The sequence below is a fragment of the Izhakiella capsodis genome (assembly GCF_900115045.1).
Taxonomy (GTDB): domain Bacteria; phylum Pseudomonadota; class Gammaproteobacteria; order Enterobacterales; family Enterobacteriaceae; genus Izhakiella; species Izhakiella capsodis.
The window spans coordinates 114,786-141,751 of record NZ_FOVC01000002.1 but is presented as its reverse complement, the minus strand read 5'-3'; the positions used below and the strand labels follow the sequence as shown (position 1 = coordinate 141,751).

24 protein-coding genes and 1 riboswitch are annotated in these 26,966 nt (G+C 51.9%); of the genes, 17 read left to right on the top strand and 7 right to left on the bottom strand.

Going from position 1 to position 26,966, the window contains the following annotated elements; genetic code table 11:
- Positions 1 to 51: 51 nt before the first annotated feature.
- Positions 52 to 201, bottom strand: a riboswitch (FMN riboswitch).
- A 146-nt stretch (positions 202 to 347) separates the two neighbouring features.
- A complete protein-coding gene (ubiK, locus tag BM191_RS04070) occupies positions 348 to 632 on the top strand; it encodes a ubiquinone biosynthesis accessory factor UbiK (RefSeq protein WP_092875422.1) in 285 nt (94 codons plus the stop codon).
- Positions 633 to 666: 34 nt separating this feature from the next.
- On the opposite strand, the gene hldE is transcribed toward ubiK, so the two are convergent.
- The 3 genes from hldE to BM191_RS04055 all read right to left on the bottom strand — a co-directional run bounded on the left by hldE (position 667) and on the right by BM191_RS04055 (position 6,361).
- On the bottom strand, positions 667 to 2,094 hold the full coding sequence (gene hldE, locus BM191_RS04065; RefSeq protein WP_092875419.1) for a bifunctional D-glycero-beta-D-manno-heptose-7-phosphate kinase/D-glycero-beta-D-manno-heptose 1-phosphate adenylyltransferase HldE: 1,428 nt from the start codon (positions 2,092 to 2,094) through the stop codon (positions 667 to 669).
- Between the two features lie 66 nt (positions 2,095 to 2,160).
- Entirely contained in the window at positions 2,161 to 5,031 is a 2,871-nt protein-coding gene (gene glnE / locus BM191_RS04060) for a bifunctional [glutamate--ammonia ligase]-adenylyl-L-tyrosine phosphorylase/[glutamate--ammonia-ligase] adenylyltransferase (RefSeq protein ID WP_092875418.1), read from the bottom strand.
- A gap of 25 nt (positions 5,032 to 5,056) precedes the next feature.
- Positions 5,057 to 6,361: a CYTH domain-containing protein gene (locus BM191_RS04055; RefSeq protein ID WP_092875416.1), complete on the bottom strand. Its 1,305-nt coding sequence runs from the start codon at positions 6,359 to 6,361 to the stop codon at positions 5,057 to 5,059.
- 290 nt (positions 6,362 to 6,651) lie between these two features.
- On the opposite strand from BM191_RS04055, the gene BM191_RS04050 reads away from it, so the two are divergent.
- Complete coding sequence (locus BM191_RS04050) at positions 6,652 to 7,272, top strand: TIGR04211 family SH3 domain-containing protein (RefSeq protein WP_092875414.1); 621 nt, start codon at positions 6,652 to 6,654, stop codon at positions 7,270 to 7,272.
- A gap of 104 nt (positions 7,273 to 7,376) precedes the next feature.
- Positions 7,377 to 8,606: a multifunctional CCA addition/repair protein gene (locus BM191_RS04045; RefSeq protein WP_092875412.1), complete on the top strand. Its 1,230-nt coding sequence runs from the start codon at positions 7,377 to 7,379 to the stop codon at positions 8,604 to 8,606.
- A gap of 32 nt (positions 8,607 to 8,638) precedes the next feature.
- Here the strand turns inward: BM191_RS04045 and bacA are convergent, their stop codons facing one another.
- Both bacA and folB read right to left on the bottom strand, forming a co-directional pair.
- On the bottom strand, positions 8,639 to 9,457 hold the full coding sequence (gene bacA, locus BM191_RS04040; protein ID WP_092875410.1) for an undecaprenyl-diphosphate phosphatase: 819 nt from the start codon (positions 9,455 to 9,457) through the stop codon (positions 8,639 to 8,641).
- Positions 9,458 to 9,591: 134 nt separating this feature from the next.
- Complete coding sequence (gene folB, locus BM191_RS04035; protein ID WP_092875408.1) at positions 9,592 to 9,957, bottom strand: bifunctional dihydroneopterin aldolase/7,8-dihydroneopterin epimerase; 366 nt, start codon at positions 9,955 to 9,957, stop codon at positions 9,592 to 9,594.
- A 107-nt stretch (positions 9,958 to 10,064) separates the two neighbouring features.
- On the opposite strand from folB, the gene plsY reads away from it, so the two are divergent.
- A complete protein-coding gene (gene plsY, locus BM191_RS04030) occupies positions 10,065 to 10,670 on the top strand; it encodes a glycerol-3-phosphate 1-O-acyltransferase PlsY (RefSeq protein WP_092875406.1) in 606 nt (201 codons plus the stop codon).
- 19 nt (positions 10,671 to 10,689) lie between these two features.
- On the opposite strand, the gene tsaD is transcribed toward plsY, so the two are convergent.
- Positions 10,690 to 11,703 (bottom strand): tRNA (adenosine(37)-N6)-threonylcarbamoyltransferase complex transferase subunit TsaD, encoded by a 1,014-nt coding sequence (gene tsaD / locus BM191_RS04025; RefSeq protein ID WP_092876150.1) that lies wholly within the window; start codon positions 11,701 to 11,703, stop codon positions 10,690 to 10,692.
- Between the two features lie 263 nt (positions 11,704 to 11,966).
- On the opposite strand from tsaD, the gene rpsU reads away from it, so the two are divergent.
- From rpsU to rpoD, 3 genes are all read left to right on the top strand, one after another.
- Positions 11,967 to 12,182 (top strand): 30S ribosomal protein S21, encoded by a 216-nt coding sequence (gene rpsU, locus BM191_RS04020; protein ID WP_001144069.1) that lies wholly within the window; start codon positions 11,967 to 11,969, stop codon positions 12,180 to 12,182.
- 231 nt (positions 12,183 to 12,413) lie between these two features.
- Positions 12,414 to 14,159 carry a DNA primase gene (gene dnaG, locus BM191_RS04015; protein WP_092875404.1) on the top strand — a complete coding sequence of 582 codons (1,746 nt, stop codon included), beginning with the start codon at positions 12,414 to 12,416 and terminating at the stop codon, positions 14,157 to 14,159.
- A 225-nt stretch (positions 14,160 to 14,384) separates the two neighbouring features.
- Positions 14,385 to 16,220 (top strand): RNA polymerase sigma factor RpoD, encoded by a 1,836-nt coding sequence (rpoD, locus tag BM191_RS04010; protein WP_092875402.1) that lies wholly within the window; start codon positions 14,385 to 14,387, stop codon positions 16,218 to 16,220.
- Positions 16,221 to 16,295: 75 nt separating this feature from the next.
- Here rpoD and mug read toward each other — a convergent pair whose 3' ends face one another.
- The gene (gene mug / locus BM191_RS04005; RefSeq protein WP_230479512.1) at positions 16,296 to 16,829 is read right to left on the bottom strand and encodes a G/U mismatch-specific DNA glycosylase; all 534 of its coding nucleotides are present in this window, start codon (positions 16,827 to 16,829) and stop codon (positions 16,296 to 16,298) included.
- A 985-nt stretch (positions 16,830 to 17,814) separates the two neighbouring features.
- Between mug and BM191_RS04000 the strand changes: the two genes are divergently transcribed.
- The 10 genes from BM191_RS04000 (at position 17,815) to BM191_RS03955 (ending at position 26,693) form a co-directional block, all read left to right on the top strand.
- On the top strand, positions 17,815 to 19,083 hold the full coding sequence (locus BM191_RS04000; RefSeq protein WP_329957239.1) for an ammonium transporter: 1,269 nt from the start codon (positions 17,815 to 17,817) through the stop codon (positions 19,081 to 19,083).
- Between the two features lie 95 nt (positions 19,084 to 19,178).
- Positions 19,179 to 19,481: an urease subunit gamma gene (locus tag BM191_RS03995; protein WP_092875398.1), complete on the top strand. Its 303-nt coding sequence runs from the start codon at positions 19,179 to 19,181 to the stop codon at positions 19,479 to 19,481.
- An 85-nt stretch (positions 19,482 to 19,566) separates the two neighbouring features.
- Positions 19,567 to 19,986 carry an urease subunit beta gene (locus tag BM191_RS03990; protein ID WP_092875396.1) on the top strand — a complete coding sequence of 140 codons (420 nt, stop codon included), beginning with the start codon at positions 19,567 to 19,569 and terminating at the stop codon, positions 19,984 to 19,986.
- 25 nt (positions 19,987 to 20,011) lie between these two features.
- Positions 20,012 to 21,727, top strand: a complete 1,716-nt coding sequence (locus tag BM191_RS03985) for an urease subunit alpha (protein WP_092875394.1) — start codon at positions 20,012 to 20,014, stop codon at positions 21,725 to 21,727.
- A gap of 10 nt (positions 21,728 to 21,737) precedes the next feature.
- Positions 21,738 to 22,322, top strand: coding sequence for an urease accessory protein UreE (gene ureE / locus BM191_RS03980; RefSeq protein ID WP_092875392.1), 585 nt, complete (start codon positions 21,738 to 21,740; stop codon positions 22,320 to 22,322).
- 5 nt (positions 22,323 to 22,327) lie between these two features.
- Positions 22,328 to 23,014: an urease accessory protein UreF gene (locus tag BM191_RS03975; protein WP_092875390.1), complete on the top strand. Its 687-nt coding sequence runs from the start codon at positions 22,328 to 22,330 to the stop codon at positions 23,012 to 23,014.
- Positions 23,015 to 23,036: 22 nt separating this feature from the next.
- Positions 23,037 to 23,672: an urease accessory protein UreG gene (ureG, locus tag BM191_RS03970; protein WP_092875388.1), complete on the top strand. Its 636-nt coding sequence runs from the start codon at positions 23,037 to 23,039 to the stop codon at positions 23,670 to 23,672.
- Positions 23,669 to 24,616: an urease accessory protein UreD gene (locus BM191_RS03965; protein ID WP_092875386.1), complete on the top strand. Its 948-nt coding sequence runs from the start codon at positions 23,669 to 23,671 to the stop codon at positions 24,614 to 24,616. The genes ureG and BM191_RS03965 overlap by 4 nt, the downstream gene beginning before the upstream one ends.
- Positions 24,617 to 24,637: 21 nt before the next feature.
- Positions 24,638 to 25,615, top strand: a complete 978-nt coding sequence (yut, locus tag BM191_RS03960; RefSeq protein WP_092875384.1) for an urea transporter — start codon at positions 24,638 to 24,640, stop codon at positions 25,613 to 25,615.
- 28 nt (positions 25,616 to 25,643) lie between these two features.
- Entirely contained in the window at positions 25,644 to 26,693 is a 1,050-nt protein-coding gene (locus tag BM191_RS03955) for a HoxN/HupN/NixA family nickel/cobalt transporter (protein ID WP_092875382.1), read from the top strand.
- Positions 26,694 to 26,966 lie beyond the last annotated feature (273 nt).

The following is a 26,966-nucleotide window of genomic DNA, read 5'->3' as shown; positions in this document are numbered from 1 at the left end:
GTCATGAATGACGGTATAACGGCGAGCGGACGCAATGCGCCCGGCAAGAATCGTTACTCTCTCCCATCCGGACTTTAACCGTCGGCTCCGGAATTACACCGGATCTGCTGACCTCCAGGCTGTTACCCGAAGCGCTCGCGGGCTTTCAGCATAAGCTGATTTACCGCCGGTGGGGAATTTCACCCCGCCCTGAGAATAAGCGAATTTACTATAGCGCTAACCCTGGTCCTGCGCAATGAACAAAAAATGCCGTGCCAACCGACGAAAACTTCTGTCACTTTTCAGGTTTATCAATAACCCAACAGGGATTACACTTAACAAATAATTGCCGTGAACAGGATATATCCATGATTGACCCGAAAAAAATTGAACAACTCGCCCGCCAGGTACATGAGTCTATGCCAAAAGGAATCCGCGAGTTTGGCGACGATGTGGAGAAGAAGATCCGCCAGACGCTGCAAGCGCAGCTTTCCCGACTGGATTTAGTTAATCGCGAAGAATTTGACGTACAGACCCAGGTCCTGCTGCGCACCCGTGAGAAGCTGGCGATACTCGAGCAGCGCGTTTCAGCGCTGGAAAGCCGTGCTGGTAACAGCGGCAGTTCGGTGATCAAAACAGAAGATATACAATAGTAACATCGGGCGGCACAACGTCCGCCCACATCGATTAAACGTTTTTCTTAATACTGTTGATGATATTAGTCGTTGAAATACCATCCTCGAAGTTAAGCACCCGCACTTCACCGCCGTTCGCCCACACCTCTTTACTGCCGGCGATATCCTCCGGTTTATAATCCCCGCCTTTGACGAGCATATCAGGCAATATTTTGCCAATCAGACGCTGAGGTGTATCTTCTTCAAACGGCACAACCCAATCCACCGCTTCCAGTGCGCCAAGCACAATCATACGGTTAATCAACGGGTTCACCGGGCGGCTCTCTCCTTTCAGACGACGGGTAGATGCATCGTTGTTTACCGCGACAATCAGGCGGTCACCAAGCTTGCGGGCATTGGCAAGATAGGAAACGTGGCCAGCGTGCAGAATATCGAAGCAGCCGTTTGTCATCACCACTTTCTCGCCTCGCTGGCGCGCCTGCTCCACCGCCTTTTTGAGTTGATTTTCGCTCATTACGCCAAAACCGCTTTCCGGGCGAGCACGGATAGCGTTTTCCAGCTCTACCGTTGATACTGTAGAAGTTCCCAGTTTACCAACGACTACGCCAGCCGCGGCGTTCGCCAGAAAACAGGACTCTTCCAAGGAATCTCCGGCTGCCAGCGCAGCGGCCAGCACACCGATAACGGTATCTCCCGCGCCGGTGACATCATAAACTTCCTGTGCCTGAGTGGGCAGATGCAGCGGTGCTTTTTCTGGCTGCAACAGTGTCATACCGTTCTCTGAGCGAGTTATCAGTAGGGCGGAAAGCTCAAACTTCTTCAGCAACGCCATGCCACGCTCAACCAGCTCGTCTTCGGTTTTACAACACCCGGCAACCGCCTCAAATTCAGCGAGATTTGGCGTCAGCAGCGTGGCACCGCGATAGCGTTCAAAGTCCGCACCTTTAGGGTCGATCAGTACCGGTACGCCCACGGCTCTGGCCTGCTGAATCATGTTCTGTACGCTGCTCAGCGCGCCTTTTGCGTAGTCCGACAGCACCAGCGCCCCCACGACGGGTAGTGCCTGGTCAATGCGCTCATGCAGCGGCTGCGGATCAACGGCCGAAAAGCCCTCTTCAAAATCCAGCCGGATCAGTTGCTGATTGCGCGACAGTATTCGCAGCTTGGTAATGGTGGGGTGACCGGGTACGGTAACGAAGTCGCAGTTGACATTAAACGCCGTCAAAGAGTTTTGCAGCACTTTAGCAGCATCATCGGGGCCAGTAAGCCCCACCAGCCGCGAACGGGCACCCAGCGCTGCGATATTCATAGCCACATTGGCGGCACCCCCGGGGCGTTCTTCAATCGTTTCAACTTTTACCACCGGAACTGGCGCCTCGGGGGAGATGCGGCTGGTCAGGCCGTACCAGTAGCGATCCAACATAATATCGCCAACCACCAGAACTCCCGCATTCATAAAATCGGGCAGGGTAACTTTCATTCCAGAGACTCCAGACAACGATGAATAAGTTTGCGCGGATAATAACATACATCCCGCAATGGCTGATCACTCATTGGCACCGTCTCTATTAGCAGGTGACAGCCAGCGCTGCCAGCTACGATAGACCTGTTGTTTTTGCTTAATAAAGGCGTCTGGCTCAACGTGTCCTGGTAATGATTGCAGCGCCCGATGATGCAAAGCGTCACGGAGCGTAATGTAAGCGGCAATTAACGCCCGGGACTCATCCTCCGGCATGTGCGAATACTGCGCCATCAGTTCAAATATCCGGACATTATCTGACCAGCGAGTCAGCTCTGGCTGACTCGCTGCGTAACACAACACCAGAAACTGGGCGATGAACTCAATATCGGTAATGCCAGCGGCATCAGCTTTAATATCCCAGCGCCCCTTATGCTTATTACTCAGATGCTCGCGCATTTTTTCGCGCATCTCACGCACCTCAGTCCTGAGTTGACCCGGATCACGCTGGCGGCAAAGAATATCTCGCCGGATGGTATTAAAACGGGCAGTAAGCGCTGCATCGCCATACACAATTCGCGCCCGGACCAGTGCCTGATGTTCCCATGTCCAGGCATCATCGCGCTGATATTCAGCGAAGGCATTGAACGTACTTACCAACATGCCCGCAGCGCCGGAAGGCCGCAACCGGGCATCCACCTCATACAGAATACCCGAGGAAGTTCGAGTGCTGAACAGATGCATTATCCGCTGTGCCAGCCGCAGGTAGAATTGCCTGCCATCAATCTCTCGCTCACCATGAGTCATCACATCTGGCGGGCAGTCGTGCAGGAATACCAGGTCTAAATCTGAGCTATAGCCCAGCTCCCAGCCCCCTAACTTGCCATAGCCCAGCACGGCAAACCCGCGCGTTGCATCGTTTTGCAAATGCTCTGGTCGGCCATAACGCTGGACCATTGTGTTCCAGGCCTGCTGCACCACCGCATCGATAATGGCTTCAGCCAGCCAGGTTAAGTGATCGCTTACTTTCATTACCGGTAATGTGCCGGCTATATCTGCTGCAGCAATACGCAGTTGCTGTACCTGCTTAAACTGCCGAAGCGCCTCCAGCTGTTGCTCTTCATCTTCGACCGGTACACGCAGCAGATATTGCCGCAACTCGTCACGATAGGCATCAGGCGCGGTCACCTGATAAAGAGTTGAGGGATCGAGCAGCTCATCAAGCAGCAGCGGATAGTGTGCCAGCTGGCTGGCAATCATTGGCGAGGCGGCACACAGGCGGATAAGGTGGCGTAAGGCACCATGAGACTCAGTCAGCAACTCCAGATAAGTGCTGCGGCTCACAATACTGAGTAGCAGCGGCGTCAGACGATTGAGCGTTTCAGCGGCATCCTGATGCGGACAAATCTCCGCCAGCAGGCGTGGCATTAGCTGTTCAAGCGCCTGGCGTCCGCGCGGCCCGATAGTGCGGCGGTTAATGTCCTGACGAAATGTGGTAATCGCGTTCAGCAACGACAGACGCGCGGCGTTATCAAGCTGCGGTACGAACGGCAGCAGGTCGGCATCGTCCAGTTGATCCTGCCAGAGCCCCGCGTATTCACCACTATCATTCGTTTCGTCGGTTTCAGGCGCTTCATCACCGATTAGCTCATCGAAGATCGCCCTCACCTGACGCATATGACTTTCCAGCTGCTGACAAAGTCCCTGCCAGTCCGTGCATTCCATCGCCCAGGCCAGCCGCATGCGGTTAAGTTCATCTGCTGGCAAAGTCTGTGTCTGCTCATCGTTAATACTTTGCAGCAGATTTTCCAGGCGTCGCAGGTAAAGATAGGCTTCATGCAACTTTTTTACCTGCAAAGGCTGTAACAGGCCAAGCTCGCCAATCGCATCCAACGTCGGCAGAAGCGAACGCCCCTGAAGCGTACGTTCACGTCCACCGCGTATGAGTTGAAATACCTGCACGATAAACTCAATTTCGCGAATACCGCCAGCACCGAGCTTAATATTACCCACCAGTCCGCGACGTCTGACCTCACGGGCTATCATACTCTTCATAGTGCGCAGCGACTGAATGACGCTGAAGTCGATATAGCGCCGGTAAACGAAGGGGCGCAGCATACTGCGCAGCTCTTCACTCCAGGGATCATCCTGCGCCCCCATCAGACGCGCTTTGATCATTGCATAGCGCTCCCAGTCCCGTCCCTGTTCCTGATAGTAATCTTCCAGCGCAGCAAAACTCATGACCAACGGGCCGCTGTCACCAAACGGGCGCAAGCGCATGTCAACACGATAGACGAATCCGTCAGCGGTGGGTTGGTCAAGCACCTTGATCAGCCGCTGCCCCATGCGAGTAAAAAACTGTGCATTATCCAGCTCGCGCCTGCCGCCACGCGTCATACCATTTTCCGGCCAGGTAAAAATTAAATCGATATCAGAAGAAAAGTTAAGCTCATTGCCGCCCAGTTTACCCATACCCAGCACCAACAGTGGCTGCGGCTCACCCCGATCGTTACAAGGTGTTCCCATTTCGCGGCAGCAGGCAGCGTACAACCAGTCACGCGCTGCGGCAATTAGCGCCTCAGCCAGCATACTGAGTTGCAGCAGGGATACCTCTGTGCTGCAAGTGCCCAGGGTTTGCATCCAGGCAATACGGATCAGCTTTTCGCGGCGAAACAGCCGCAGGACGTGCATTAGCTGATTTTCATCCTGCACTTCTGCCAGTCGCTGCGCCAGCCCGGCGCTGTATCCGGTATATTCATCCGCCTGCGGGGGCTGCTGCCACAGCGTCTGCCACCATTGAGGGTGCGCTCGTAAACCGTCGTTAATAAAATCACTGAAAGCGCATATCGCCAATGTCTCGTCGCCTGGCGGCGGTCCCTCTGTTATCCAGTTATCTTTTATCTGCTGAAGGTGCTGGGCCAGGCGGGCGGGTAAGGGCCGGGATGAAAATGGCGACATAGTGATTCCTGATAATTAACGTTGTTTACTGGCCGCTATGCTTCCAAAAGGGTGCCTGTTGAAGTGCCTCACGCGACCGGGCTTTTAGCAGCTGTTGCTGGAGAACCTCGATCGTTCTCGCCAGAAGCTGCCAGCGCTCCAGCCAACAACGCACGGCTTCAGCCTCGTAAATACCACCCAGTAGATGGACCGCCAGCAGCTGACGATGCAGACGCATTAACTTATCCTGGTACTGGCCTGGCTGCTGAACATTTTCAAAGGTTTCCCGCAGATTGGCGGCAATACGCGACAGCATAATGTCGGCGAAACGTTTGAATGATCCTTGCAAACCTGCGCGATCTTTTTCATTAAGAAACATCAGCCAGCGTTTGCTCACCAGCCAGTCCGTCAGTGCTATCTGGGGTTGTAACCATGCGGCAGAAAAGCAGATATCACTGGCCGTCAGCGGCGTATCACAGAGAATATTTTCCAGTACAGTAAGCTGCTGACGTAGACCGGCGCTCGCTTTACGCGGCACCAGCGCCCCGAACAGCGCCAGCGCTTCCCGAACGAGTGACAGGGCTTTTTTTATTTCCACCAGCGCCTCAGGATCACCGCGTAACCAGAGTTCTTCGTGATATTGCCATTGTGCCAGCCCCAACTGGAGTGCTGCCTGCATCCCTTCTTCAACCCTGGCTTTATTTTTTACCGCCAGCAGTGGCAACGGACGAAGCGAGTATTCCGGGTTCCCCTGAGCCAGCGCGTAGCCACGGGCGGCCTTGCTGAGGCTACCAAGACGTAAACCATCATAGCGGGCCAGTTCAGCGGCAAACGCCATCAAATCTTTACGCTCACCGTGTTTCAGCTCGAGCTCAATTTCATGCAGTACTTCACTCAGGTCGCCTGCAACCACCTCTCCGCGATCAAGCGCGACTTCAATTTCGCTTTGCTGATAAGAAATGACCCATTTTTCACGCACAAAATGCGTGCTAAACAGAGGATTAAGCTGCTGTTGTAACGCCATTACATCGGTATTCTCCGGCCAGATATCACCCGGGAACAGGGAGAGCTCCAGCCTCGGTTGGCTAAGAGGCACATTATATTCCGCGCGCTGATGCAGGCCACCAATGCTGTCTCCTTTCGCCTTCAACGTCATCTCATAGCTATCGCCAAAGCCACGTATGCGCAATCCCATATCCCAACGACGCAGCTGATGATCGACAGTTTCAAAATATATGTTGGTTAGTTTTACACCTTCGTGATGCTGATGGGGCCAGGCTGCGAGCCAGAGTGGTACATTCAATACCGCGGCATCGTTGGCAATGAACTTAACTTCGATTTCTATGGTCATATTTTTTAAATTCAGCTTATTACCGGTTAAATTTGACTTCTGAGTTGATTATAACGCTCTTCTTCTGACATTTTTGCCGTTGTATCCGGCTGAAACAACTATTCTGATAGTGCAACGCGATCCAGATGACGTTCACATAACGCAGAATCACCGGAAAGTGCTTTACCCTGAATATTTTCCGCGCGGACATTCCAGCGTAATGAGACTGAGATTGTTCTCATTTAGAATAATGTTGAGTAGTTTCAGACTGGATCGTTACTTCTTCCAGAAATTAGCTAAAAAGATATCGAATGAAAAAAACACACCTGATTAGCCTGACTTTACTGAGCGTTAGCATCGCAACATCCGTCTATGCCGAAGAAAAACGATACGTTTCCGATGAACTCACTACCTGGCTGCGCAGCGGCCCCGGTAACCAGTATCGATTGACGGGGACCGTTAACGCGGGTGAACAAGTCACACTATTGCAAACTAACGAAAACACCCATTACGCACAGGTTCGCGATGCAAACGGTCGTATCGCCTGGATCCCGCTATCACAGATCAGCAAGGACCCCAGCCTGCGCACCCGCGTACCGCAGCTTGAGCAGCAAGTGAAGGATTTAAGCGATAAACTCACCAACATAGACAGCAGCTGGAAACAGCGCACGGCGGATATGCAGAAAAAGGTGGCGACCAGCGACAGTATTATCAGCAGCCTGAAAAATGAAAATACACAGTTGAGGCAGCAACTTATTATCGCGCAAAAAAGGGTCAGTGCAGCGAATGTTCAGCTTGATGAAAAGCAGCGTGCGATTATTATGCAGTGGTTCATGTATGGTGGTGGCGTAGCTGGCATCGGCCTTCTGCTGGGTCTGCTACTCCCGCATATGATCCCCCGGCGCAAGAAAAGCGACCGCTGGATGAGTTAAGCTTTTGCCATCTATACGAAATACATAGGGGCCTCCTGTCCGGTGTCCCTTCTATCTTGGTCGCCATGGTGTAAGATAATCATTCTCTTTTCGTGGAGGACCTAGTGAAAACCTTTCTCGTCGGCGGCGCAGTCCGCGATACGCTGCTGAATCTACCAGTTAAGGACCGGGACTGGGTTGTAGTCGGTGCCTCACCAGAACAGATGCTGGCTGAGGGTTTTAAGCAGGTAGGCCACGATTTCCCGGTGTTTTTACATCCACAAACACAGGAAGAGTATGCACTGGCGCGCACAGAACGAAAAAATGGCAGCGGCTATACCGGGTTCACTTGCTACAGTGCACCGGATGTTACCTTAGAGCATGACCTGCAACGACGCGATCTGACAATCAACGCCATTGCACGCGATGAAGCCGGCCACTACTACGACCCCTGGCAGGGCCGACGCGATCTGCAACTGCGCCTGCTACGCCACGTATCACCCGCGTTTAGCGAGGATCCGCTACGCGTACTGCGCGTAGCCAGGTTTGCCGCCCGCTACGCTCATCTCAACTTTCGCATTGCTGATGAAACCGCTGTGCTAATGTGCAAGATGGTTGCCAGTGGCGAACTCAATGCACTGACGCCCGAGCGAGTATGGAAAGAGACGGAAAATGCACTCGTCAGTGCGAATCCACAGGTTTATTTCCAGACGCTGCGAGACTGCGGCGCGCTGGCCATCCTGTTTCCGGAAATCGATCGTCTGTTTGGTATACCAGCTCCGGCGAAATGGCATCCGGAAATTGATACCGGCGTTCACACATTGATGGCGCTGGCAATGGCAGCTCAACTCAGCCCGGAGGTGGATATTCGCTTTGCGACGCTGTGCCATGATATCGGTAAAGGCCTGACGCAGCCGGCGCTTTGGCCCAGCCATCATGGACACGGTCCGGCGGGAGTGCTTCTGGTAAAAGAACTTTGCCAGCGGCTGCGCGTACCTAACGCTATCCGCGATCTCTCTCAGCTGGTTGCCGAATTTCACGACCTGGTACACACCATTGATAAACAGTCAGCTGCGGTTCTGATCTCTTTATTCGATAGTATTGACGCCTGGCGTAAACCTCATCGCGTTAAGCAGATTGCCCTGACCAGTGAAGCTGATGCTCGTGGTCGCGCCGGGTTTGAGAGCCACCCCTACCCCCAAGCTCACTATCTGCGCCATGCCTGGAGGGTGGCTTCCGGAGTTGAGGCGCGCGAGGTAATCAATGCGGGATTTAGCGGCGCCGGAGTACGCGAAGAGCTAACACGTCGGCGTATTGCCAGGCTTGCGCAATGGCAGGAACAACAGAAGAAATAAGCAAGAGAGAAATCCTCCCCCGTCGGTAGGTGTTACGCAAATACCTGGTAAACCGCCGCTGCAATAATAAAACGATAAATAGCGAAGGGGACGAACGAGATGTTCTGGATCAGTTTTAAAAAGACGTTGATAGCAATCAGCGCACCGATAAACGCGGTCACAAAACCGGTAGCAAACAGTGGAAGAACGGTCATTTTTAGGTAGAGTACACTCTTGTAAAGATCGCGTACTGTCGCCCCCATCATCACCTGCACCGCAAGAATGAAAGAGAATTCAGAGGTGGCATAGCGGCTCACCCCCACCAGCATACCACCGGAAATGGTCGCCCCGGCGTGTGAAAATCCAGGCCATAGCGCCAGACACTGAAAACAGCCATTAATAAAGCACTGGCGATAGGTGAGATCGTCAATACCGACAGTCTTTGGCTGCTTAGGCTTCAGGTACTCCCCTGCCAGTAGCAGAAAACCGCCGAAGATAAGGGCATCCATCACGTTTATCGGGTTAAACAGCGATTTGATCGTGTCATGTAATAACAGCCCCAGGACGACCGCCGGCACCATACCCAGCAGAATATGAATGAGGTTAAGATGCCCGACTCCGCGCCCTTCATGCGTAACGCTGCCAGAATGGATACCGATAAGACCAAACAAACGGCGCCAGAACACCACCACCACGGCCAGAATTGAACCCAACTGTATGACAACTTCAAACGTCTTTGCCGTGTCGCCTTCAAAGCCGAGCAGTTGGCCTACGATAATCATATGGCCTGTTGACGAGACGGGGAGAAACGCGGTCAGCCCCTCGACTATACCGAGGATGCACGCCACCCAGAGCAGGTGAATATCTGCCATCAAATCACCCCTTTTCTTTTTATAACCGCTGAAAAGGCGGTGAAACTCTGCAACCACTATCAAAATAGCCGCAAACCTTTAAAAGGCGTAAGGCGAGACATAATGAGGTTTGGAATCATTTTGTGGCAACCATATCAGGGCAGTTTCGGAATTGTCCCACGCTCAATAACAACACCAACTGAACGCGCCTGAGCGACCGCTCCGGGCTTGCTCACGCGCAGCCGCACCCAAGGCGTATTAAATTCGTTAATCAGCCGCTGGGCCAGCTCTTCCGCCACACGTTCTACTAACGCGAAGCGACCCGATGAGACATGTTCAATCACCATGCTGGCAACATCGGCATAGTTCAGACAAGCATTAACATCGTCGCTTTGCGCGGCGGGTCGATTAGCCCAGGCCATTTCGATATCGAACACCAGCTTTTGCTGAATGGTCTGCTCCCAGTCGTAGACGCCAATAGTCGTAAAGACTTCAAGCTGTTCAATAAATACTATATCCATGATAGACATCTCTGTTTTTGTGCTGGACGGATACCACTCGCCGGGAAATATGCGTATTATCCACAGATACCGAGAATAAAACGACCTGAATTAGACGGAACGGTGTTATGAGTGTAATCGCGCCAGCCATGATCATTTTCGCCTACCTGTGCGGCTCCATATCCAGTGCCATTTTGGTGTGCCGCCTGGCGCACCTGCCCAATCCCCGGCAAAATGGATCTGGCAATCCCGGTGCCACTAACGTATTGAGGATCGGCGGCAAAGTCTCTGCGGCAATCGTACTGGTATGCGACGTTTTAAAGGGGATGGTGCCGGTCTGGCTGGCTTATTATCTCGGACTGTCACCGATCTGGCTGGGACTTATCGCTATCGCCGCCTGCCTGGGACATATCTACCCGATTTTCTTTCGCTTTCAGGGCGGTAAAGGCGTTGCCACCGCATTTGGCGCTATCGCACCCATTGGCTGGGATCTCACCGGTCTGATGGCGGGTACATGGTTTTTAACGGTGCTGCTGAGCGGGTACTCATCGCTGGGCGCCATTATCAGCGCGCTCATTGCTCCGTTTTACGTCTGGTGGTTTAAACCGCAGTTCACCCTTCCGGTTTCCCTGCTTTCATGTCTGATTCTGTTACGCCATCATGACAACATTCAGCGCCTGTGGCGCGGTCAGGAAAATCGCTTGTGGAAACGACAACCCCGTAATAAGCCCTGATACAGCGTTTTTTATCCGCTTATTTGGCGCTCAGCTCCGCCAACGGCCAGCGTGGACGTACGGTCAGCGCCAGGGGCGTATTGGCACCGGCTTTTAATCGTACCATTCCCGCATAAGCAATCATGGCACCATTATCAGTACAAAACTCCGGGCGCGCATAGAAAACGGCCCCACCCCGTGCTTTCATCATCGTATCGAGATGCGCCCGTAAGGTACGGTTAGCACTAACGCCACCGGCAATCACCAGCCGGTTAAAACCGGTTTGCTCGAGTGCCCGTTTGCATTTAATTGCCAGAGTATCAACGACCGCATCTTCAAAAGCGCGGGCAATATCTGCGTGGGTCTGCGTATCCACAGGATTTTCACGGATAGTATTAGCGGCAAACGTTTTCAAACCAGAAAAACTAAAATCCAATCCTGGACGATCGGTCATCGGCCGCGGAAAGCGAAAGCGCCCTGGCGTGCCACGTTGCGCCATTAGCGAAAGCTGAGCGCCGCCGGGGTAATCCAGCCCCAGCAGCTTAGCGGTTTTATCAAACGCCTCACCGGCAGCATCATCTACAGACTCACCCAGTAGTTGATATTCGCCGATTGCGGTAACGCTAATAAGCTGGGTGTGCCCCCCGGAAACCAGTAGCGCAACAAAGGGAAACTCAGGCGGGTTAGCTTCCAGCATGGGTGCCAGCAGATGGCCCTCCATGTGATGCACAGCCACCGCCGGGACGTTCCAGGCAAACGCCAGAGAGCGACCAATCGTTGCACCGACAAGCAGCGCACCAACCAGCCCCGGACCTGCGGTATAAGCCACCGCGTCAATTTCATGAGGTTGCAAGCGGGCCTCTTTTAAAGCCGCGTTGATCAGCGGAACCGTTTTACGCACGTGGTCGCGCGATGCCAGCTCCGGTACCACACCACCATAATCAGCGTGTAACTTTACCTGGCTGTATAGCTGGTTTGCCAGCAGACCAGACGCTTCGTCATAAATGGCAACACCGGTTTCATCACAGGACGTTTCAATACCCAAAACACGCATCATTTCATCACCTCATTATCGCGACGCAAAGTGTAACATGAACCCGCCGCGCGGGCGATTTTGCCAACCGACTTTTTGTTTCCACTTCGATGCTATATACTCACGTCCCTGCAAAAACCGGCAGCCGCACGGGCGACATTGTTGGTTTAGTATTGCGTTAGTGCTTTACAACGCAGCCTGTGCTGAAGTAGAATTCCGCACCATTTTGAAATAAGCTGGCAGAAAGCCAGCGGCAAAACCGAATTTATCGAGGTGAGAGTTACATGCCGGTAATCAAAGTACGTGAAAACGAGCCGTTCGACGTAGCATTGCGTCGCTTTAAGCGTTCCTGTGAAAAAGCAGGCGTTCTGGCTGAAGTTCGTCGTCGTGAGTTTTATGAAAAACCGACTACTGAACGTAAGCGCGCTAAAGCGTCTGCCGTTAAGCGTCATGCCAAGAAACTGGCTCGCGAAAACGCACGCCGCACTCGTCTGTACTAATTTCGTTTCCGGTGCCTGTTTCCGGCACTACAGACGCGCAGTCGTTAACGAGCCGTGCTTCCGGAAGGAATGCGCGGCTTGTTGTCGTTTATAGAAGTAGTAAAACCCAGCTCAATTCAGACGAAACGGAATAGCGGCAACAAGACGGACATCCGGGAGCAGACATCAGTATGCAACCATGGTGAGAAACAGAAGCCAACGCAGCCAGCGATTGAAAGATGAAGGGGAAAAATGGCTGGAAGAATACCACGCATATTCATTAACGACCTGCTCGCCCGCACTGACATCGTCGATTTAATCGATGCGCGTGTGAAGCTGAAAAAGCAGGGAAAAAATTATCACGCGTGCTGTCCCTTCCACAATGAAAAAACGCCCTCCTTCACTGTAAACGGCGAAAAACAATTTTATCATTGCTTTGGCTGCGGCGCACACGGTAACGCCATTGACTTCCTGATGAATTTTGATCGTCTGGAGTTTGTCGAAAGTATTGAAGAGCTGGCGACGCTCTATGGGCTGGAAGTCCCCTACGAAGCGGGTAGCGGTCCGAGCCAGATCGAACGTCATCAACGCCAGAGTTTATATCAGTTGATGAACAGTCTGAGCGAGTTTTATCAGCAATCATTATCCCAATCGGCTGCCAGCGCAGCGCGTAATTATCTGGCCCGACGCGGGCTGAGTAATGAGGTCATTAAGCAATTTGCTATCGGTTTCGCCCCGGCAGGCTGGGATAATGTGTTGAAACGATTTGGTCTGAATCAGGAGAGTCGCCAGTCGCTGACCGATGCCGGTATGCTGGTCACCAATGATCAGGGCCGTAGCTACGATCGCTTTCGCGAACGAGTGATGTTTCCCATACGCGATAAGCGTGGCAGGGTAATCGGCTTTGGCGGTCGGATTCTGGGCGACGGGTTACCAAAGTACCTGAACTCTCCGGAGACGGATATTTTTCATAAAGGCCGCCAGCTGTATGGCCTGTATGAAGCGCAGCAAAACCATCCGCAGCCAGCTAAGCTGTTGGTGGTTGAAGGTTACATGGATGTGGTCGCCTTGGCGCAATTCGGTATCGATTATGCGGTGGCTTCACTTGGCACATCAACGACCGCCGAACACATCCAGCTACTGTTTCGTCAGACTGACTGCGTGGTATGTTGCTATGATGGTGACCGGGCAGGGCGCGAAGCCGCGTGGCGCGCGCTGGAAACCGCACTACCCTTTATGATGGATGGTCGCCAGCTGCGCTTTATGTTTCTGCCAGACGGCGAAGACCCTGATTCGCTGGTGCGCAAAGAGGGAAAAGATGCATTCGAAGCGCGTATGGACAAAGCGCTACCGCTATCAGGCTTTTTATTTGATTCACTGTTGCCACAGGTTGATTTGGCAACGCCCGATGGCCGGACCAGGCTGAGCACGCTGGCGCTGCCGCTGATAAATCAGGTTCCCGGTGAAACGTTGCGCATCTATCTGCGCCAGCAACTGGGCAATAAGTTGGGCATTCTGGATGATAACCAGCTGGACAAGCTGATACCTAAACAAGCAGAGAGAACCAAACCAACGCCGCCTTCTCAGCTAAAACGTACAACCATGCGTATACTTATTGGTCTGCTGGTGCAAAATCCAGCAATGGCGATACAAGTCCCCTCGCTGGTCGGACTGGATGAAGAAAAGCAGCCGGGCCTTGAGCTATTTAATGAGCTGATTGATGCCTGCGTCGAACATCCAGGCATTACCACAGGGCAGCTGCTGGAGCGCTATCGTGAAACGAAATATGCGCCGACCCTTGAAAAGTTGTCTATGTGGGACGATATAGCAGATAAGGAAATTGCTGAAAAAACGTTCACGGACGCGTTGAATCACCTCCTTGATTCCGCACTTGAACTACGATTAAACGAATTGATTGCACGCGCGCGTACTCAGGGCCTTACGCCACAGGAGCGCGAAGAAGTTCGGGTGCTTAATCAGGTTCGGATGAAAAAATAGTGATGACTCACCTACTTAAAGCAGGTACCTGACTGTAAGGGCCTGAAAAACAAGTTAGTCTGAGTCAGACAGTACCAAATTTAGCGGCTTAACTGCCGATTATCCACCAGGGATAACCTGGTAGCCGCCATGCGGGCAGCGGCAATAACCAAAAGCCCGCACAGTATTTGTTGGCAGTTTAGCCGACCGACACCAACCTTATAACAGAAGTGTGGATACCGTCTTATGGAGCAAAACCCGCAGTCACAGCTCAAGCTGCTTGTCACCCGTGGTAAGGAGCAAGGCTATCTGACCTATGCTGAGGTCAATGACCATCTGCCGGAAGATATCGTCGACTCCGATCAGATCGAAGACATCATCCAGATGATCAACGACATGGGCATTCAGGTGGTTGAAGAAGCCCCGGATGCCGATGATCTGATGCTCAATGAAAATAGCTCCGATACCGACGAAGACGCTGCTGAAGCGGCGGCTCAGGTGCTATCCAGTGTTGAATCCGAAATCGGTCGCACCACCGATCCTGTACGCATGTACATGCGCGAGATGGGCACAGTTGAACTGTTAACCCGCGAAGGCGAAATCGATATCGCTAAACGCATTGAAGACGGGATTAATCAGGTTCAATGTTCCGTAGCTGAATATCCAGAAGCCATCACCTATCTGTTGGATCAGTACGATCGCGTGGAAGCGGGAGAAGCCCGCCTGTCCGATCTGATCACCGGCTTTGTCGATCCCAATGCTGAAGAAGACCTGGCGCCCACGGCGACTCACGTTGGCTCTGAACTCTCAGAAGAAGAGCGGGACGACGACGACGAAGATGAGGACGACGACAGCAGCGATGACGATAACAGTATCGATCCTGAACTGGCTCGAGCAAAGTTCGGCGAGCTGCATACCCAGTATGAAGCCACCCGCCTGACGATTAAAGCTAAAAGCCGCAGCCACGCTGATGCGATAAAAGAAATTCAGAATCTTTCGGAAGTATTCAAACAGTTCCGCCTGGTACCTAAGCAGTTTGATTACCTGGTCAACAACATGCGTGAAATGATGGAGCGCGTCCGTACCCAGGAACGCGTCATCATGAAGCTCTGCGTTGAACAGTGCAAAATGCCGAAGAAAAACTTCATAACGCTGTTTACCGGCAATGAAACCAGTGAAACCTGGTTCAAAGCTGCACAGGCGATGAACAAACCCTGGTCAGAGAAGCTTCAGGAAGTGGCTGATGAAGTACAACGCAGCCTGCATAAACTTTTGCAGATTGAAGAAGAAACCGGCCTGACCATCGAACAGGTAAAAGACATCAATCGTCGCATGTCTATTGGCGAAGCCAAAGCCCGCCGTGCAAAGAAAGAGATGGTCGAGGCTAACTTGCGTCTGGTTATCTCTATTGCGAAAAAGTATACCAACCGGGGTCTGCAGTTCCTCGATTTGATCCAGGAAGGCAACATCGGCCTGATGAAAGCCGTCGATAAATTTGAATACCGCCGTGGTTATAAGTTCTCAACTTACGCGACCTGGTGGATCCGCCAGGCTATCACCCGTTCCATCGCTGACCAGGCTCGTACCATTCGTATTCCGGTACATATGATTGAAACCATCAACAAGCTCAATCGTATCTCCCGTCAGATGCTACAGGAAATGGGTCGCGAGCCCACGCCGGAAGAGCTGGCAGAGCGTATGCTGATGCCGGAAGATAAAATCCGTAAGGTGCTGAAAATCGCCAAAGAACCAATTTCGATGGAAACACCAATCGGCGACGATGAAGATTCACATCTGGGTGATTTTATCGAGGACACCACCCTCGAACTGCCGCTGGATTCTGCTACCTCAGAAAGTTTGCGCTCTGCCACCCATGATGTGCTGGCCGGCCTGACCGCTCGTGAAGCAAAAGTCCTGCGTATGCGTTTCGGTATTGATATGAACACCGACCATACACTGGAAGAAGTAGGCAAACAGTTTGACGTTACACGTGAACGTATCCGCCAGATTGAAGCCAAAGCGCTACGTAAACTGCGCCATCCAAGTCGTTCAGAAGTACTACGTAGCTTCCTGGATGATTAAATGCAGTGCAAGGACTAAATCTAACCCCGGCTTGCCGGGGTTTTTCTTTACTGCACTACGCCGCATCCGAGTAGACTAACAGCCGCGCACAGCCAGCGCATGATCAAGCTCACGATAGGACTGCACCAGTTTATCCAACGATGCACGATTCAATCCGCTGGGATTAGGCAGCACCCATATTTCGGTATCACCAATGGTTAGCGGCTGACATCCCCACTCAACCCGACTCTGACGAAAGGCTTTTTTGTAAGCCTCCTTGCCCAATACCGCCAGAGCCAACGGCTGGTAGTGATGAACTTTTTCCACCAGCTGACGCCCCCCTTCCCGCAGCTCAGTGCCTTTCACTTCTCCTGCAAGAACCGTTGGCCGCTCCACCAACATAGTGATGCCACAACCGGTATCTAGCAGAGAGTGCTCCTGCTCAGGTTTTAGCAAACTTTCAGTAAAGCCGGCCTGCCAGATAACTCTCCAGAAACGATTGCCAGGGTGGGCAAAATGATAGCCGGTATGCGCCGAGGATTTGCCCGGATTAATACCGCAAAACAGTACGCGCAGGCCAGGCTCAATAATGTCCTGAATACCGTGGTCGTCTACATCATTTCCACTCAAAATAGCTCCTATACTTTATCCGGTAGAGAGAGAAAGAGAACCGTATTTAACAACCGTGCCAGACATGTGAATCTCTTCTGATCATCAGTCATAGCGCTACGCTATCACGACTGAGTATGGCGTACAGGCTGGCTATTGACATCTCATTCATCATTTATCGGTCAGGCAAGATTGCTGTAATCAAAACAAGGATACTTCGGCGGAGCATCAATATCTCACAGCGCCCCGATAAGATCAGCAATTCATGCGCCACATCGGCGGGCCATCAATCTCACGCTTTACGGCAACTTATCTGGTTAAAGAAAAAAGTATTCCCAGTCTAATCAGACGTTATCAGCCTGTAACCTTGACTGATGCTGAGCCTCAGCATTCTCCCCTTACAACCTTCTTTTAAAGCGAAGCTCACTGTAACAATTTTATTCGCTAAACCTGAGAAAAATAAAATAAATGTGTTTTTACAATGAGATAAAAAAAAAGATAAAATATGTATCGTTCAGGTACCGCAAAATACTCATGGGAGAAAGTACTTGTCGCACGATTCGTGCATTTTGTGCCAGCCCATCAAGAGTATATTCCAGGAAGAACATTAGTAGATATTGTTACCGATAAAAAATAGGATAAAAGAAAGAGTTAGACAGTAATATGGAAAAAATTTAATCGATTGGTGATCGACCAAATCGATCAAAATCACGCTTTCAATAGACAAAAACTTATATTGTCAAAAAATTGATCGATATAATGTATTTCACATTACCTTGAACAAATTATATTGTCATATCATCTTAATAAAATCATTTGATGATAATTTATTATTCAAAAATAAAGTTGGCGTAAACCAAAACTATATTTGTTCTTTTACATAACAACCAAGGATGGATTTTTTGCAAAATACATAACTGAAATAATAATGAAACAAGTTAAATATAATTTCATCTTGCCAAATTGAGAGGTAATCGGCTATTTGAAATGAAATAGTAAAGACTAAATGGAATGTCTTATACAAGGGATAGAAATGAATATTTTTACGGATATACCAATTATTTTTGACGCTTCTAACGTCGCATTTATTTTATTATGCAGCAGCCTTGTTATGCTTATGACGCCGGGTCTGGCTTTTTTCTACGGTGGATTAGTTTCACGAAAAAGCATCGTCACTATCATGCTGCAATGTTTCATCTCTATGAGCTGGACAGCTATTTTATGGTTTGCCGTCGGTTATTCTCTCAGTTTTGCTCCTTCCTCAAACGGTATTATCGGCGATCCATTTTATTATGCATTCCTGAATAATGTTAGTCCGCAAACATTGTACGCCGGAAATCAGGCTGGCGTGCCACTACTGGTCCATTTTGTCTATCAAATGATGTTCGCCATCATCACTCCGGCATTAATAACCGGCGCCTTTGCACACCGGGTTAATTTCAGCGCCTATATGATATTTTTAACTCTGTGGACGCTGCTGGTTTACTGCCCTTTCGTACATATGATTTGGAGTCAGGATGGCGTGTTTGCTAAATGGGGCGTAGCGGATTTTGCTGGTGGCATCGTCGTGCATGCTACGGCTGGACTGGCAGCGCTGGCCTCGGCTATCTACGTTGGCAAAAGAATGGTCGGGAAAAGGGAGGATCACAATATTCCTTTCGTCGCGCTCGGTGCCGGACTGCTTTGGTTTGGCTGGTATGGCTTCAACGCTGGCTCCGAATTTCAAATCAACACCATCACCGTGTCCGCCTTTGTCACCACGGATATATCCGCAGCCTTTGCTGCCATAGTCTGGTTACTTCTTGACAAAATGCGTGGGGGCACAATCAAACTCTCTTCGTTTCTGACTGGCGCAGTCGCGGGGCTGGCAACAATTACTCCTGCGGCAGGTTACGTTTCCATTGGCTCATCTGCGCTGATAGGGATCATTGGCAGCATTGTGTGCTACTACAGCGTCTTACTGGTGCGGCGTTATATCGACGATGCGTTGGACGTATTCGCGGTTCACGGTATGGGCGGTATCACCGGCTCAATTCTGGTGGGTGTTTTCGCCTCGCTAGTCTGGAGCCAGTCTGGCTCAGTTAAACCAATCGACAGCGGTGTAATGCAAGTAGTGAAACAGAGCTGTGCCGTGCTGGCGGCAGCGGGCTGGTCTTTTGTCGCAACGCTCATTATTTTAAAACTGGCCGATATGATTACGCCGGTGAAAATAAACAAAGATATCGTTGGTGACGATCTCGATCAAAAACTTCTTGGAGAGAGCGCCTATGACTAATTATTAATAGAAAAAATTGATCTCCAACAAGATTTAATTGGAAAAGAATTAAACGACCCTCTGTAAATAACACTCTTTGATTAATGAGGAATGGTATGAAACTCACGCCGAGAGAAATGGAAAAAGTATTAATATACACAATCGCAGACATCGCCAGTCGCCGTAAAAAAGATGGACTTAAGCTTAATTATCCTGAAGCGGTGGCCATGATTACAGCCTCAGCGTTAGAAGGTGCACGCCGGGGTAAAACAGTAGAAGAAGTTATGGATGATGCCCGCCTGGTATTAACGCATGATGATGTTATGGATGGCGTCGCTGAGTTAATTCCTAATGTCCAGGTTGAAGCAATATTTACCGACGGCAGCCGGCTTATTACCGTACATAGTCCTATCCAATAAAATTAGAATACGCGAGTAAACTAACGAATTATTCAGGCAGGACATAGTCAAGCAAAGCTTAATAAAGCTAAGAGGAATAGATGATATGGGCAGTAAAAAAGATCTGACGCAGATTGCGCCAGGAGGCTACGTACTGGCAAAAACACCGATCAGCTTTAATCAGGATAAAACCGAAACAAGACTTAAAGTCCGTAACACCGGGGATCGTCCTATTCAGGTTGGCGCTCACTTTCACTTTTTTGAGGCTAACAAGGCGCTGAAATTTGACAGAAAAGCCGCCTGGGGAAAACGCCTGAATATCACCGCTACCACGGCGATACGCTTTGAGCCTGGCGATGAAATCGAAGTTGGCCTGATTGATTTTGGCGGTAAGCAGACTGTTTACGGTTTCAACAACCTGGTGGACGGCTGGGTAGGATGTAGCCCGGTCGCGGTGGGTGAACGCGCAGAAAAAACAAGCTCGGTAAACAAAGCCATTGCACTTAATTATCAAACCATTGAATAAAACCTGACGTTTTTAAGGATAAAATATGCCCGTAATCTCACGGCAGGAATACACAAACTTATTTGGTCCCACCACTGGCGATAAAATTCGCCTTGGCGACAGCGACCTGTTTATAGAAATCGAAAAAGATCTGCGCGGCTATGGCGATGAGTCGGTATATGGCGGCGGAAAATCGCTACGCGATGGCATGGGTGTCAATAATGTCATGACCAGTGAAAACGTGCTCGATTTGGTTATCACTAACGTCACCATTGTTGATGCCCGTCAGGGCGTGATTAAGGCCGATGTCGGCATCAAAAACGGTAATATCGTGGGGATTGGCAAAAGCGGAAACCCGAACGTCATGTCAGGCGTCACGCCGGGCATGGTGGTCGGCGTCAGTACCGATGCAATTTCAGGCGAACATCTCATTCTGACCGCGGGCGGTATTGATAGCCATATCCATCTGATTTCACCTCAGCAGGTTGAACACGCACTGTCAAATGGGGTCACCACCTTCTTTGGCGGCGGTATCGGCCCTACCGACGGCACCAACGGCACAACCATTACCGCCGGCCCGGTCAACCTGCACCGCATGCTGCGCGCCGTTGAAGGGTTGCCAATTAACATCGGCCTGCTGGGTAAAGGTCATGCCGCGCGCCGCGCGCCGCTGGAGGAGCAGGTCCGCGCCGGCGCTGCGGGTCTGAAAGTTCATGAAGACTGGGGCGCTACCGGTTCAGCGTTGCGTCATGCTTTACGCTGCGCCGATGACATGGATATTCAGGTCGCGGTGCACACCGATAGTCTCAACGAAGGCGGCTACGTGGAAAACACGCTTGATGCCTTTGAAGGCCGCACCATTCATACATTTCACACGGAGGGCGCTGGCGGCGGGCATGCCCCGGATATTATCAAAGTCGCCTCACTGACCAACGTGCTCCCCAGTTCCACCAATCCCACCCTGCCCTTCGGCATTAACAGCCAGGCTGAACTGTTCGACATGATTATGGTGTGCCATAACCTCAATCCCAACGTTCCGGCCGACGTCGCTTTCGCCGAAAGCCGCGTTCGTCCTGAAACCATCGCGGCAGAAAATGTTCTGCACGACATGGGAGTCATCTCAATGTTCTCCAGCGATTCCCAGGCGATGGGTCGGGTTGGTGAAAACTGGCTACGGGTCGTGCAAACCGCCCATGCCATGAAACAGGCGCGCGGCAAACTGCCTGAAGATAGTGCAAGCAACGATAATTTTCGCGTACTGCGCTACGTCGCCAAAATCACTATCAATCCGGCCATTGCCCAGGGTATCAGCCATCGGATCGGCTCGGTAGAAGTGGGGAAATTCGCCGATCTGGTGCTATGGGAACCGGCATTTTTCGGTGCCAAACCCAAGATGATTATCAAAGGTGGGATGATCAACTGGGCGGCGATGGGCGATCCTAATGCTTCGCTGCCAACGCCTCAGCCAGTGTTCTACCGACCGATGTTCGGCGCTTGTGGTAAGACGATGCAGGATACCTGTATTACCTTCTTATCCCGCGCGGCGATGGATGACAATCTGGGAGAGCGGCTGGGGCTGACCCGCCAGCTAAGCGCCGTGAAGAACTGTCGGGCGATTGGCAAAAAAGAAATGGTGCGCAACGACCAGACGCCACAGATTGACGTAAACCCTGAAACCTTCGCCGTGGCCGTAAATGGGCAAAACATCACCGTCCCCGCCGCCAAATCCGTTGCCCTCAACCAACGCTACTTTTTCAGCTAGGGAGACAATCATGAGGATCGTTGAACGGGTGTTGGGTAACGTAAAAAAGGATAGCAGCTGGAAGCAGCAGATGCAGTCCCTCACGCCGGACAGGTTGATTCTGTCGCAGTGGGAGGCGCAGAAAAGTCGCTGTCGCAAATATACCGAGGGTGGTCTGGAGTTGGGGATCATGCTCGATCGCAACCTGCAGCTGGAAGACGGCGACGTGTTGCTGTGGGACGCCGAACAGCAGCTGATGGTCATCGCTGAGCTGAAGCTACCCGAGGTGATGGTGCTTTATCTCGGACTGCTGCAAGGCGATGTTCCACGGCTAATGACGGCTTGTTTTGCGCTGGGACACGCGCTGGGTAATCAGCACTGGAAAGCGTTGTTTAAAGATAATCGGGTGCTGATCCCATTGACCGTCCCGCGCCGCATGGTCGAATCGGTCATTAAAAGCCACGGGTTCGACAAACTCCCTTGCGCCTGTGTGAAGGGTGAAACGCTGATTGAAGAGTTAACGCAATCTCAGGCGCGTCTACTTTTTGCCGGTGCGGAAGATGCTTCTCATCACGTAGAGGTTGCTCCGCACCCATCAGACATTCAACCAACGTGACAACCATGAACGCATTGCAGTTAATCAGAATAATGCAGTTTGGCGACTCGATGCTACCGGTCGGCGCATTTGCCTTCTCCAATGGCATCGAGTCCGCTATTCAGTGCGGCATAGTCAGTAACGTTGATTCGTTGCGCGACTTTACCCGTCAGGCCTTGCAGCAAGCCGCCAGTGGAGACGTTCGGGCTGCTGTCTCCTGCTGCAGGGCGCTCAGTCAGGACGATCGTGATGCTGTACTGGCGCACGATCGGGCGCTGTTTAACCGCAAGCTTAACGCCGAGAGTCGGGTAATGGTCGCGCGGATGGGCAAAAAGCTGGCAGAAATTGCCGTACTGGTCGACGGAAATCCGCTGCTTACGTGGTGGCTGACGCAAATCAAAGAGGAAAAAACACCGGGAAGTTACCCCATCAGTCAGGCGGTGGTGATGAGCGCCATGCAGATCCCCCCACGCGACGTCGCGGTTATCGGTCTGTATGGCGTCGCCGTCACCCTGCTCAGCGCGGCGCTGCGCCTGATGCGGGTGACTCATCTCGAAACCCAACGCATCCTTTTTGAGGTACTTGGCGAAGTGGAAAGCCTGTGTAACACCGCCGAAGAGGGGGGGATTGCACAGATGGCAAGCTGGGCACCAACCACCGACGTGCTGTCCGCTATGCATGTCGCTGCATGGACGCGGCTATTCAGCAGCTAACAATAATTAAGGAGCAACTCGCATGAAAAAAATAACCCGCATTGGTATCGGCGGCCCGGTCGGTTGTGGTAAGACGGCAATTATCGAAGTGATTACGCCGAAACTACTTCAGCAGGGCATTAAGCCACTGATTATCACTAATGATATCGTCACTACCGAAGATGCCAAACAGGTTAAACGGACGCTGAAAGGTATTCTCGACGAAGAGAAAATCGTCGGTGTTGAAACCGGTGCCTGCCCTCATACTGCCGTGCGGGAAGATCCCAGCATGAACATCGCCGCCGCAGAAGAGCTGGAAGCACGCTTTCCCGATAGCGACGTGTTGCTGATTGAAAGCGGTGGAGACAATCTAACGCTGACCTTCAGCCCGGCACTGGCAGATTTTTATATCTACGTGATTGACGTCGCTGAGGGTGAAAAGATCCCGCGAAAAAATGGCCCTGGACTGGTACAGGCGGATATCCTGATAATTAATAAAATCGACCTTGCCCCCTATGTCGGTGCCAGCCTGGAGGTGATGGAGCATGATACTCGCCAGGTTCGCGGAACGCGTCCATGGGTACTGACAAACTGCAAAACAGGTGAGGGTATTGATGAGCTGCTGGCGCTGATTATGCACAACTTTTTGTTCACCCATACGGAGCAGAAAAGCGTATGAACGCCATTTCCCGGACACTTCAACAGCTCAACGAGTTGGGCGCCACGGCGCCAGGATTAGCGCACTATCAACAGCAGCCCCCGCAACTGGCCGTGGGGTCACCGGGAAAAAATGGTTACCTGTCTTTGCGCTTCGCCCGCAGGGGCGAGCGCAGCGTGCTGGCGAATATGACACACCGTTCGCCGTTCCTGGTCCAGCGTCCGCTCTACTGGGATGAGGCGTTACCGAATTTACCCTGCCTGTTTCTCATCAGCACCGCTGGCGGCATATTACAAGGCGATCGACTGGTACTGGAGGTGGATATGCAACCCGGTTCATCGGCCCACATTACGACCCAGTCGGCGACAAAAGTTCAGTCAATGACGCATAATTACGCCGCCCAGCTGCAACAAATAACGCTGCAGGAGAACAGCTATCTGGAGATGATGCCGGAGCCGACTATCCTGCACAACAATGCGCGTTTCATCTCATCGACCCGATTGCAAATTCATCCCAGCGCCACTTTACTTTATAGCGAAGTGCTGACCTGCGGACGTAAGCACCATCCGACAGACGGCGGTTTCAAGTTCGATGTATATTCCGCTCGCACTGAGGCACAGGATCTGAACGGACACGATCTGTTCAGCGAACATTACCTGCTGGAGCCAAAGCTCCGGCCGCTGAACGGTGCGGGCATCATGGAAGGCTTCCACGTCGCTGGCAATGTGATACTGCTGACGCCTGAAAAACACCACCAGACTATTCTTACGCGCATCAAGCCTTGCTATGACGCTACCGCGGGCATCGCATTCGGTGCCAGCCTGCTCCCGAATCAGTGCGGAATAATTTTTAAAGCACTTGGCAGCGAAGCGTATCAGGTCAAATCCGCCATTCATACTTTCTGGCAAGCAGCACGAGAAACCATTACCGGCGCCTGCGTGCCAGCTCCTTTTTTATGGCGTTAACTCTAGTGCAGGGTACTACTAATGGAAAAGAAAACACGCTGGTTAACCTACTGCGATCGCGTTCCGGTGCTCAGCTGGCTGGATTGGGTACTGCGCGGTTTCAGCCAGGTAATGTTCCAGAATAACCCGCTGACCGGACTGCTCTTTTTTGCTGCGATCGTTGTCAGCGCCTGGCAAGCCAACGCGCCACAGGTTGCATGGGGATGCTTACTGGCAACCCTCGTCGCCACCTTGTCAGCACGCTTACTGCTGAAGGACAGAACAGCATTAACCCGTGGTATGCTGGGCTATAACGGCTGTCTGGTCGGCGCGGCACTGCCAGCCTTTCTGGCCCCTTCAGCATGGCTTTGGCTGTGTATCATCTTCAGCGCACTGATGTCGGTTATCGTTACGGTAGGCGTAAACCGCTTGCTTAAGCAATGGCAAATCGCCGCACTGACTGCGCCTTTTGTATTCACGACCTGGACGGTGCTGCTGGCAAGCCATTCCTTTTTACGCTTAGCGCCGTTGCCACAACCCGTGCTGGTATCGGTCACCCCGCCCGACATGCTGCCGCAGCTCTCGCATATCATCCCCGCGACGCTTGACGGCGTCTCACAAGTGTTTTTGTGCAACAGCCCGGCTGGCGGCATTTTAATGTTGCTGGGCTTGGCCGTCAGCTCGCGCCTGGCGATGATGATGGCACTGGCTGGCTCGCTGATCGCGGTGCTGATTGCGATGCTGGCAGGCGCGGGTAGCCAGCCTATTGAGTCCGGTATGTACGCATTCAGCCCGGTGCTGACCGCCATCGCGCTTGGCGCCGTATTCAATCGCTTAGGTATCAAAACGCTGTGCTATACGTTAACCGGCGTCGTATTTACCGTGCTGATGCAAGGCGCATTTAATACACTGCTCAAGCCGCTCGATATTCCAACGCTGACAATGCCCTTTGTCATCGTCTCATGGCTGTTTCTACTGGCAAATCAGAACGAAAACTCCCCCTTATCCTCTGCCCCTTAAAGGGGCATTACTTTTCAGGAAGAATATTATGGCGACTCATTTTACGCACCTCTCTGGCTCTACACGTCGACGTGCCGCCTGGCTATTGTCAGGGCTTGTTGCACTTAACCTGATAGTCTGGCTTCTGACCGCTGCCGTTTTCAGCCATAACGCAGCACTGATGGGCACCGCGCTGCTGGCCTGGAGTTTCGGCCTGCGTCACGCGCTGGATGTTGACCACATTGCGGCAATAGATAACGTTACCCGTAAGCTGATGCAACAGGGACGCACGCCGTTAGGGGTCGGTGCCTGGTTTTCTCTTGGCCATTCTACGATTGTCATCCTGGCGACGGCCGCCATTGCCGCCACAACGATGCTGTTTCGCCAGCATCTGGAGACTTTTCACTCCATAGGGAGTGTTATTGGCACGCTGGTATCGGCTGTATTTTTACTGGCGATTGGGCTGATCAACCTCATCATTTTATTTGAAGTCTGGCAAAAATTCCGCCAGCTAAAACAGGGCAAGCTCTATGATAGCGCCTCGCTGGATTTATTCGCGGGTGGTGGCATTTTTACCCGTCTGCTAAAACCGCTGTTTAATATGGTGAACCATAGCTGGCAAATGTATCTGGTGGGGTTTCTGTTCGGTCTGGGTTTCGATACCGCAACAGAAGTTGGCCTGCTCGGTATTGCCGCCGCCAGTGCCCAGCAGGGCATGAACCTCTGGGCGCTGATGCTTTTTCCCGCGCTGTTTACCTCGGGCATGATGCTGGTTGATTCCATCGATAATCTGGTTATGGTCGGTGCCTACGGCTGGGCATTTGCCCGCCCGGCACGCAAGCTTTACTACAATATGACCATTACCTTTGCCTCGGTTATTGTCGCGTTGTTTATCGGCGGTATTGAAGCCCTGGGGTTGATAGGCGAGAAGCTCGGCGCACAAGGTGCTTTCTGGCAACTGATAGCCGACCTCAATGACCAACTGAGTAACCTCGGCTTCTGGGTTGTCGGTATTTTTGTTCTCTGCTGGTTGGTATCGGTTATCAACTATCGCCTGCGCGGTTACGATCGGCTCGATTTAACGCAGCGCCAGGGATAGTCGGCAACGCCGGGCCACCATCAGCATCTCGCTTCAGCGTTGCAGAGGGTGGCCCGGCTGGCACAACGTAATGCGCTTTCCCCAGCATTAACTGTCCCGTTCGCTTTTCTATACTCCAGGATCATCTTCACTTTTCCGCTAAAAATCGCCGTGAAAGACGCGTTTTCACTGTCACTCGCTACACGTCCGCTGCGGCAGGGTCAGCGCATACAGCATTACCCGAAGGCAGTCGAATGATTGTCATCATTTTATGCATCGGGTAAATTACCTCGC

What these genes read in the sequence shown, in the direction of transcription:
- BM191_RS03985 (WP_092875394.1), top strand. Translation starts at nt 20,012, where the DNA reads ATGCCCGTAATCTCACGGCAGGAATACACAAACTTATTTGGTCCCACC.
- rpsU (WP_001144069.1), top strand. Translation starts at nt 11,967, where the DNA reads ATGCCGGTAATCAAAGTACGTGAAAACGAGCCGTTCGACGTAGCATTG.
- tsaD (WP_092876150.1), bottom strand. Translation starts at nt 11,703, where the DNA reads ATGCGTGTTTTGGGTATTGAAACGTCCTGTGATGAAACCGGTGTTGCC.
- ubiK (WP_092875422.1), top strand. Translation starts at nt 348, where the DNA reads ATGATTGACCCGAAAAAAATTGAACAACTCGCCCGCCAGGTACATGAG.
- BM191_RS03965 (WP_092875386.1), top strand. Translation starts at nt 23,669, where the DNA reads ATGAACGCCATTTCCCGGACACTTCAACAGCTCAACGAGTTGGGCGCC.
- folB (WP_092875408.1), bottom strand. Translation starts at nt 9,957, where the DNA reads ATGGATATAGTATTTATTGAACAGCTTGAAGTCTTTACGACTATTGGC.
- glnE (WP_092875418.1), bottom strand. Translation starts at nt 5,031, where the DNA reads ATGTCGCCATTTTCATCCCGGCCCTTACCCGCCCGCCTGGCCCAGCAC.
- BM191_RS03990 (WP_092875396.1), top strand. Translation starts at nt 19,567, where the DNA reads ATGGGCAGTAAAAAAGATCTGACGCAGATTGCGCCAGGAGGCTACGTA.
- ureE (WP_092875392.1), top strand. Translation starts at nt 21,738, where the DNA reads ATGAGGATCGTTGAACGGGTGTTGGGTAACGTAAAAAAGGATAGCAGC.
- rpoD (WP_092875402.1), top strand. Translation starts at nt 14,385, where the DNA reads ATGGAGCAAAACCCGCAGTCACAGCTCAAGCTGCTTGTCACCCGTGGT.
- dnaG (WP_092875404.1), top strand. Translation starts at nt 12,414, where the DNA reads ATGGCTGGAAGAATACCACGCATATTCATTAACGACCTGCTCGCCCGC.
- BM191_RS04055 (WP_092875416.1), bottom strand. Translation starts at nt 6,361, where the DNA reads ATGACCATAGAAATCGAAGTTAAGTTCATTGCCAACGATGCCGCGGTA.
- ureG (WP_092875388.1), top strand. Translation starts at nt 23,037, where the DNA reads ATGAAAAAAATAACCCGCATTGGTATCGGCGGCCCGGTCGGTTGTGGT.
- yut (WP_092875384.1), top strand. Translation starts at nt 24,638, where the DNA reads ATGGAAAAGAAAACACGCTGGTTAACCTACTGCGATCGCGTTCCGGTG.
- hldE (WP_092875419.1), bottom strand. Translation starts at nt 2,094, where the DNA reads ATGAAAGTTACCCTGCCCGATTTTATGAATGCGGGAGTTCTGGTGGTT.
- BM191_RS03995 (WP_092875398.1), top strand. Translation starts at nt 19,179, where the DNA reads ATGAAACTCACGCCGAGAGAAATGGAAAAAGTATTAATATACACAATC.
- BM191_RS04000 (WP_329957239.1), top strand. Translation starts at nt 17,815, where the DNA reads ATGGAATGTCTTATACAAGGGATAGAAATGAATATTTTTACGGATATA.
- bacA (WP_092875410.1), bottom strand. Translation starts at nt 9,457, where the DNA reads ATGGCAGATATTCACCTGCTCTGGGTGGCGTGCATCCTCGGTATAGTC.
- BM191_RS03955 (WP_092875382.1), top strand. Translation starts at nt 25,644, where the DNA reads ATGGCGACTCATTTTACGCACCTCTCTGGCTCTACACGTCGACGTGCC.
- BM191_RS04050 (WP_092875414.1), top strand. Translation starts at nt 6,652, where the DNA reads ATGAAAAAAACACACCTGATTAGCCTGACTTTACTGAGCGTTAGCATC.
- BM191_RS03975 (WP_092875390.1), top strand. Translation starts at nt 22,328, where the DNA reads ATGAACGCATTGCAGTTAATCAGAATAATGCAGTTTGGCGACTCGATG.
- plsY (WP_092875406.1), top strand. Translation starts at nt 10,065, where the DNA reads ATGAGTGTAATCGCGCCAGCCATGATCATTTTCGCCTACCTGTGCGGC.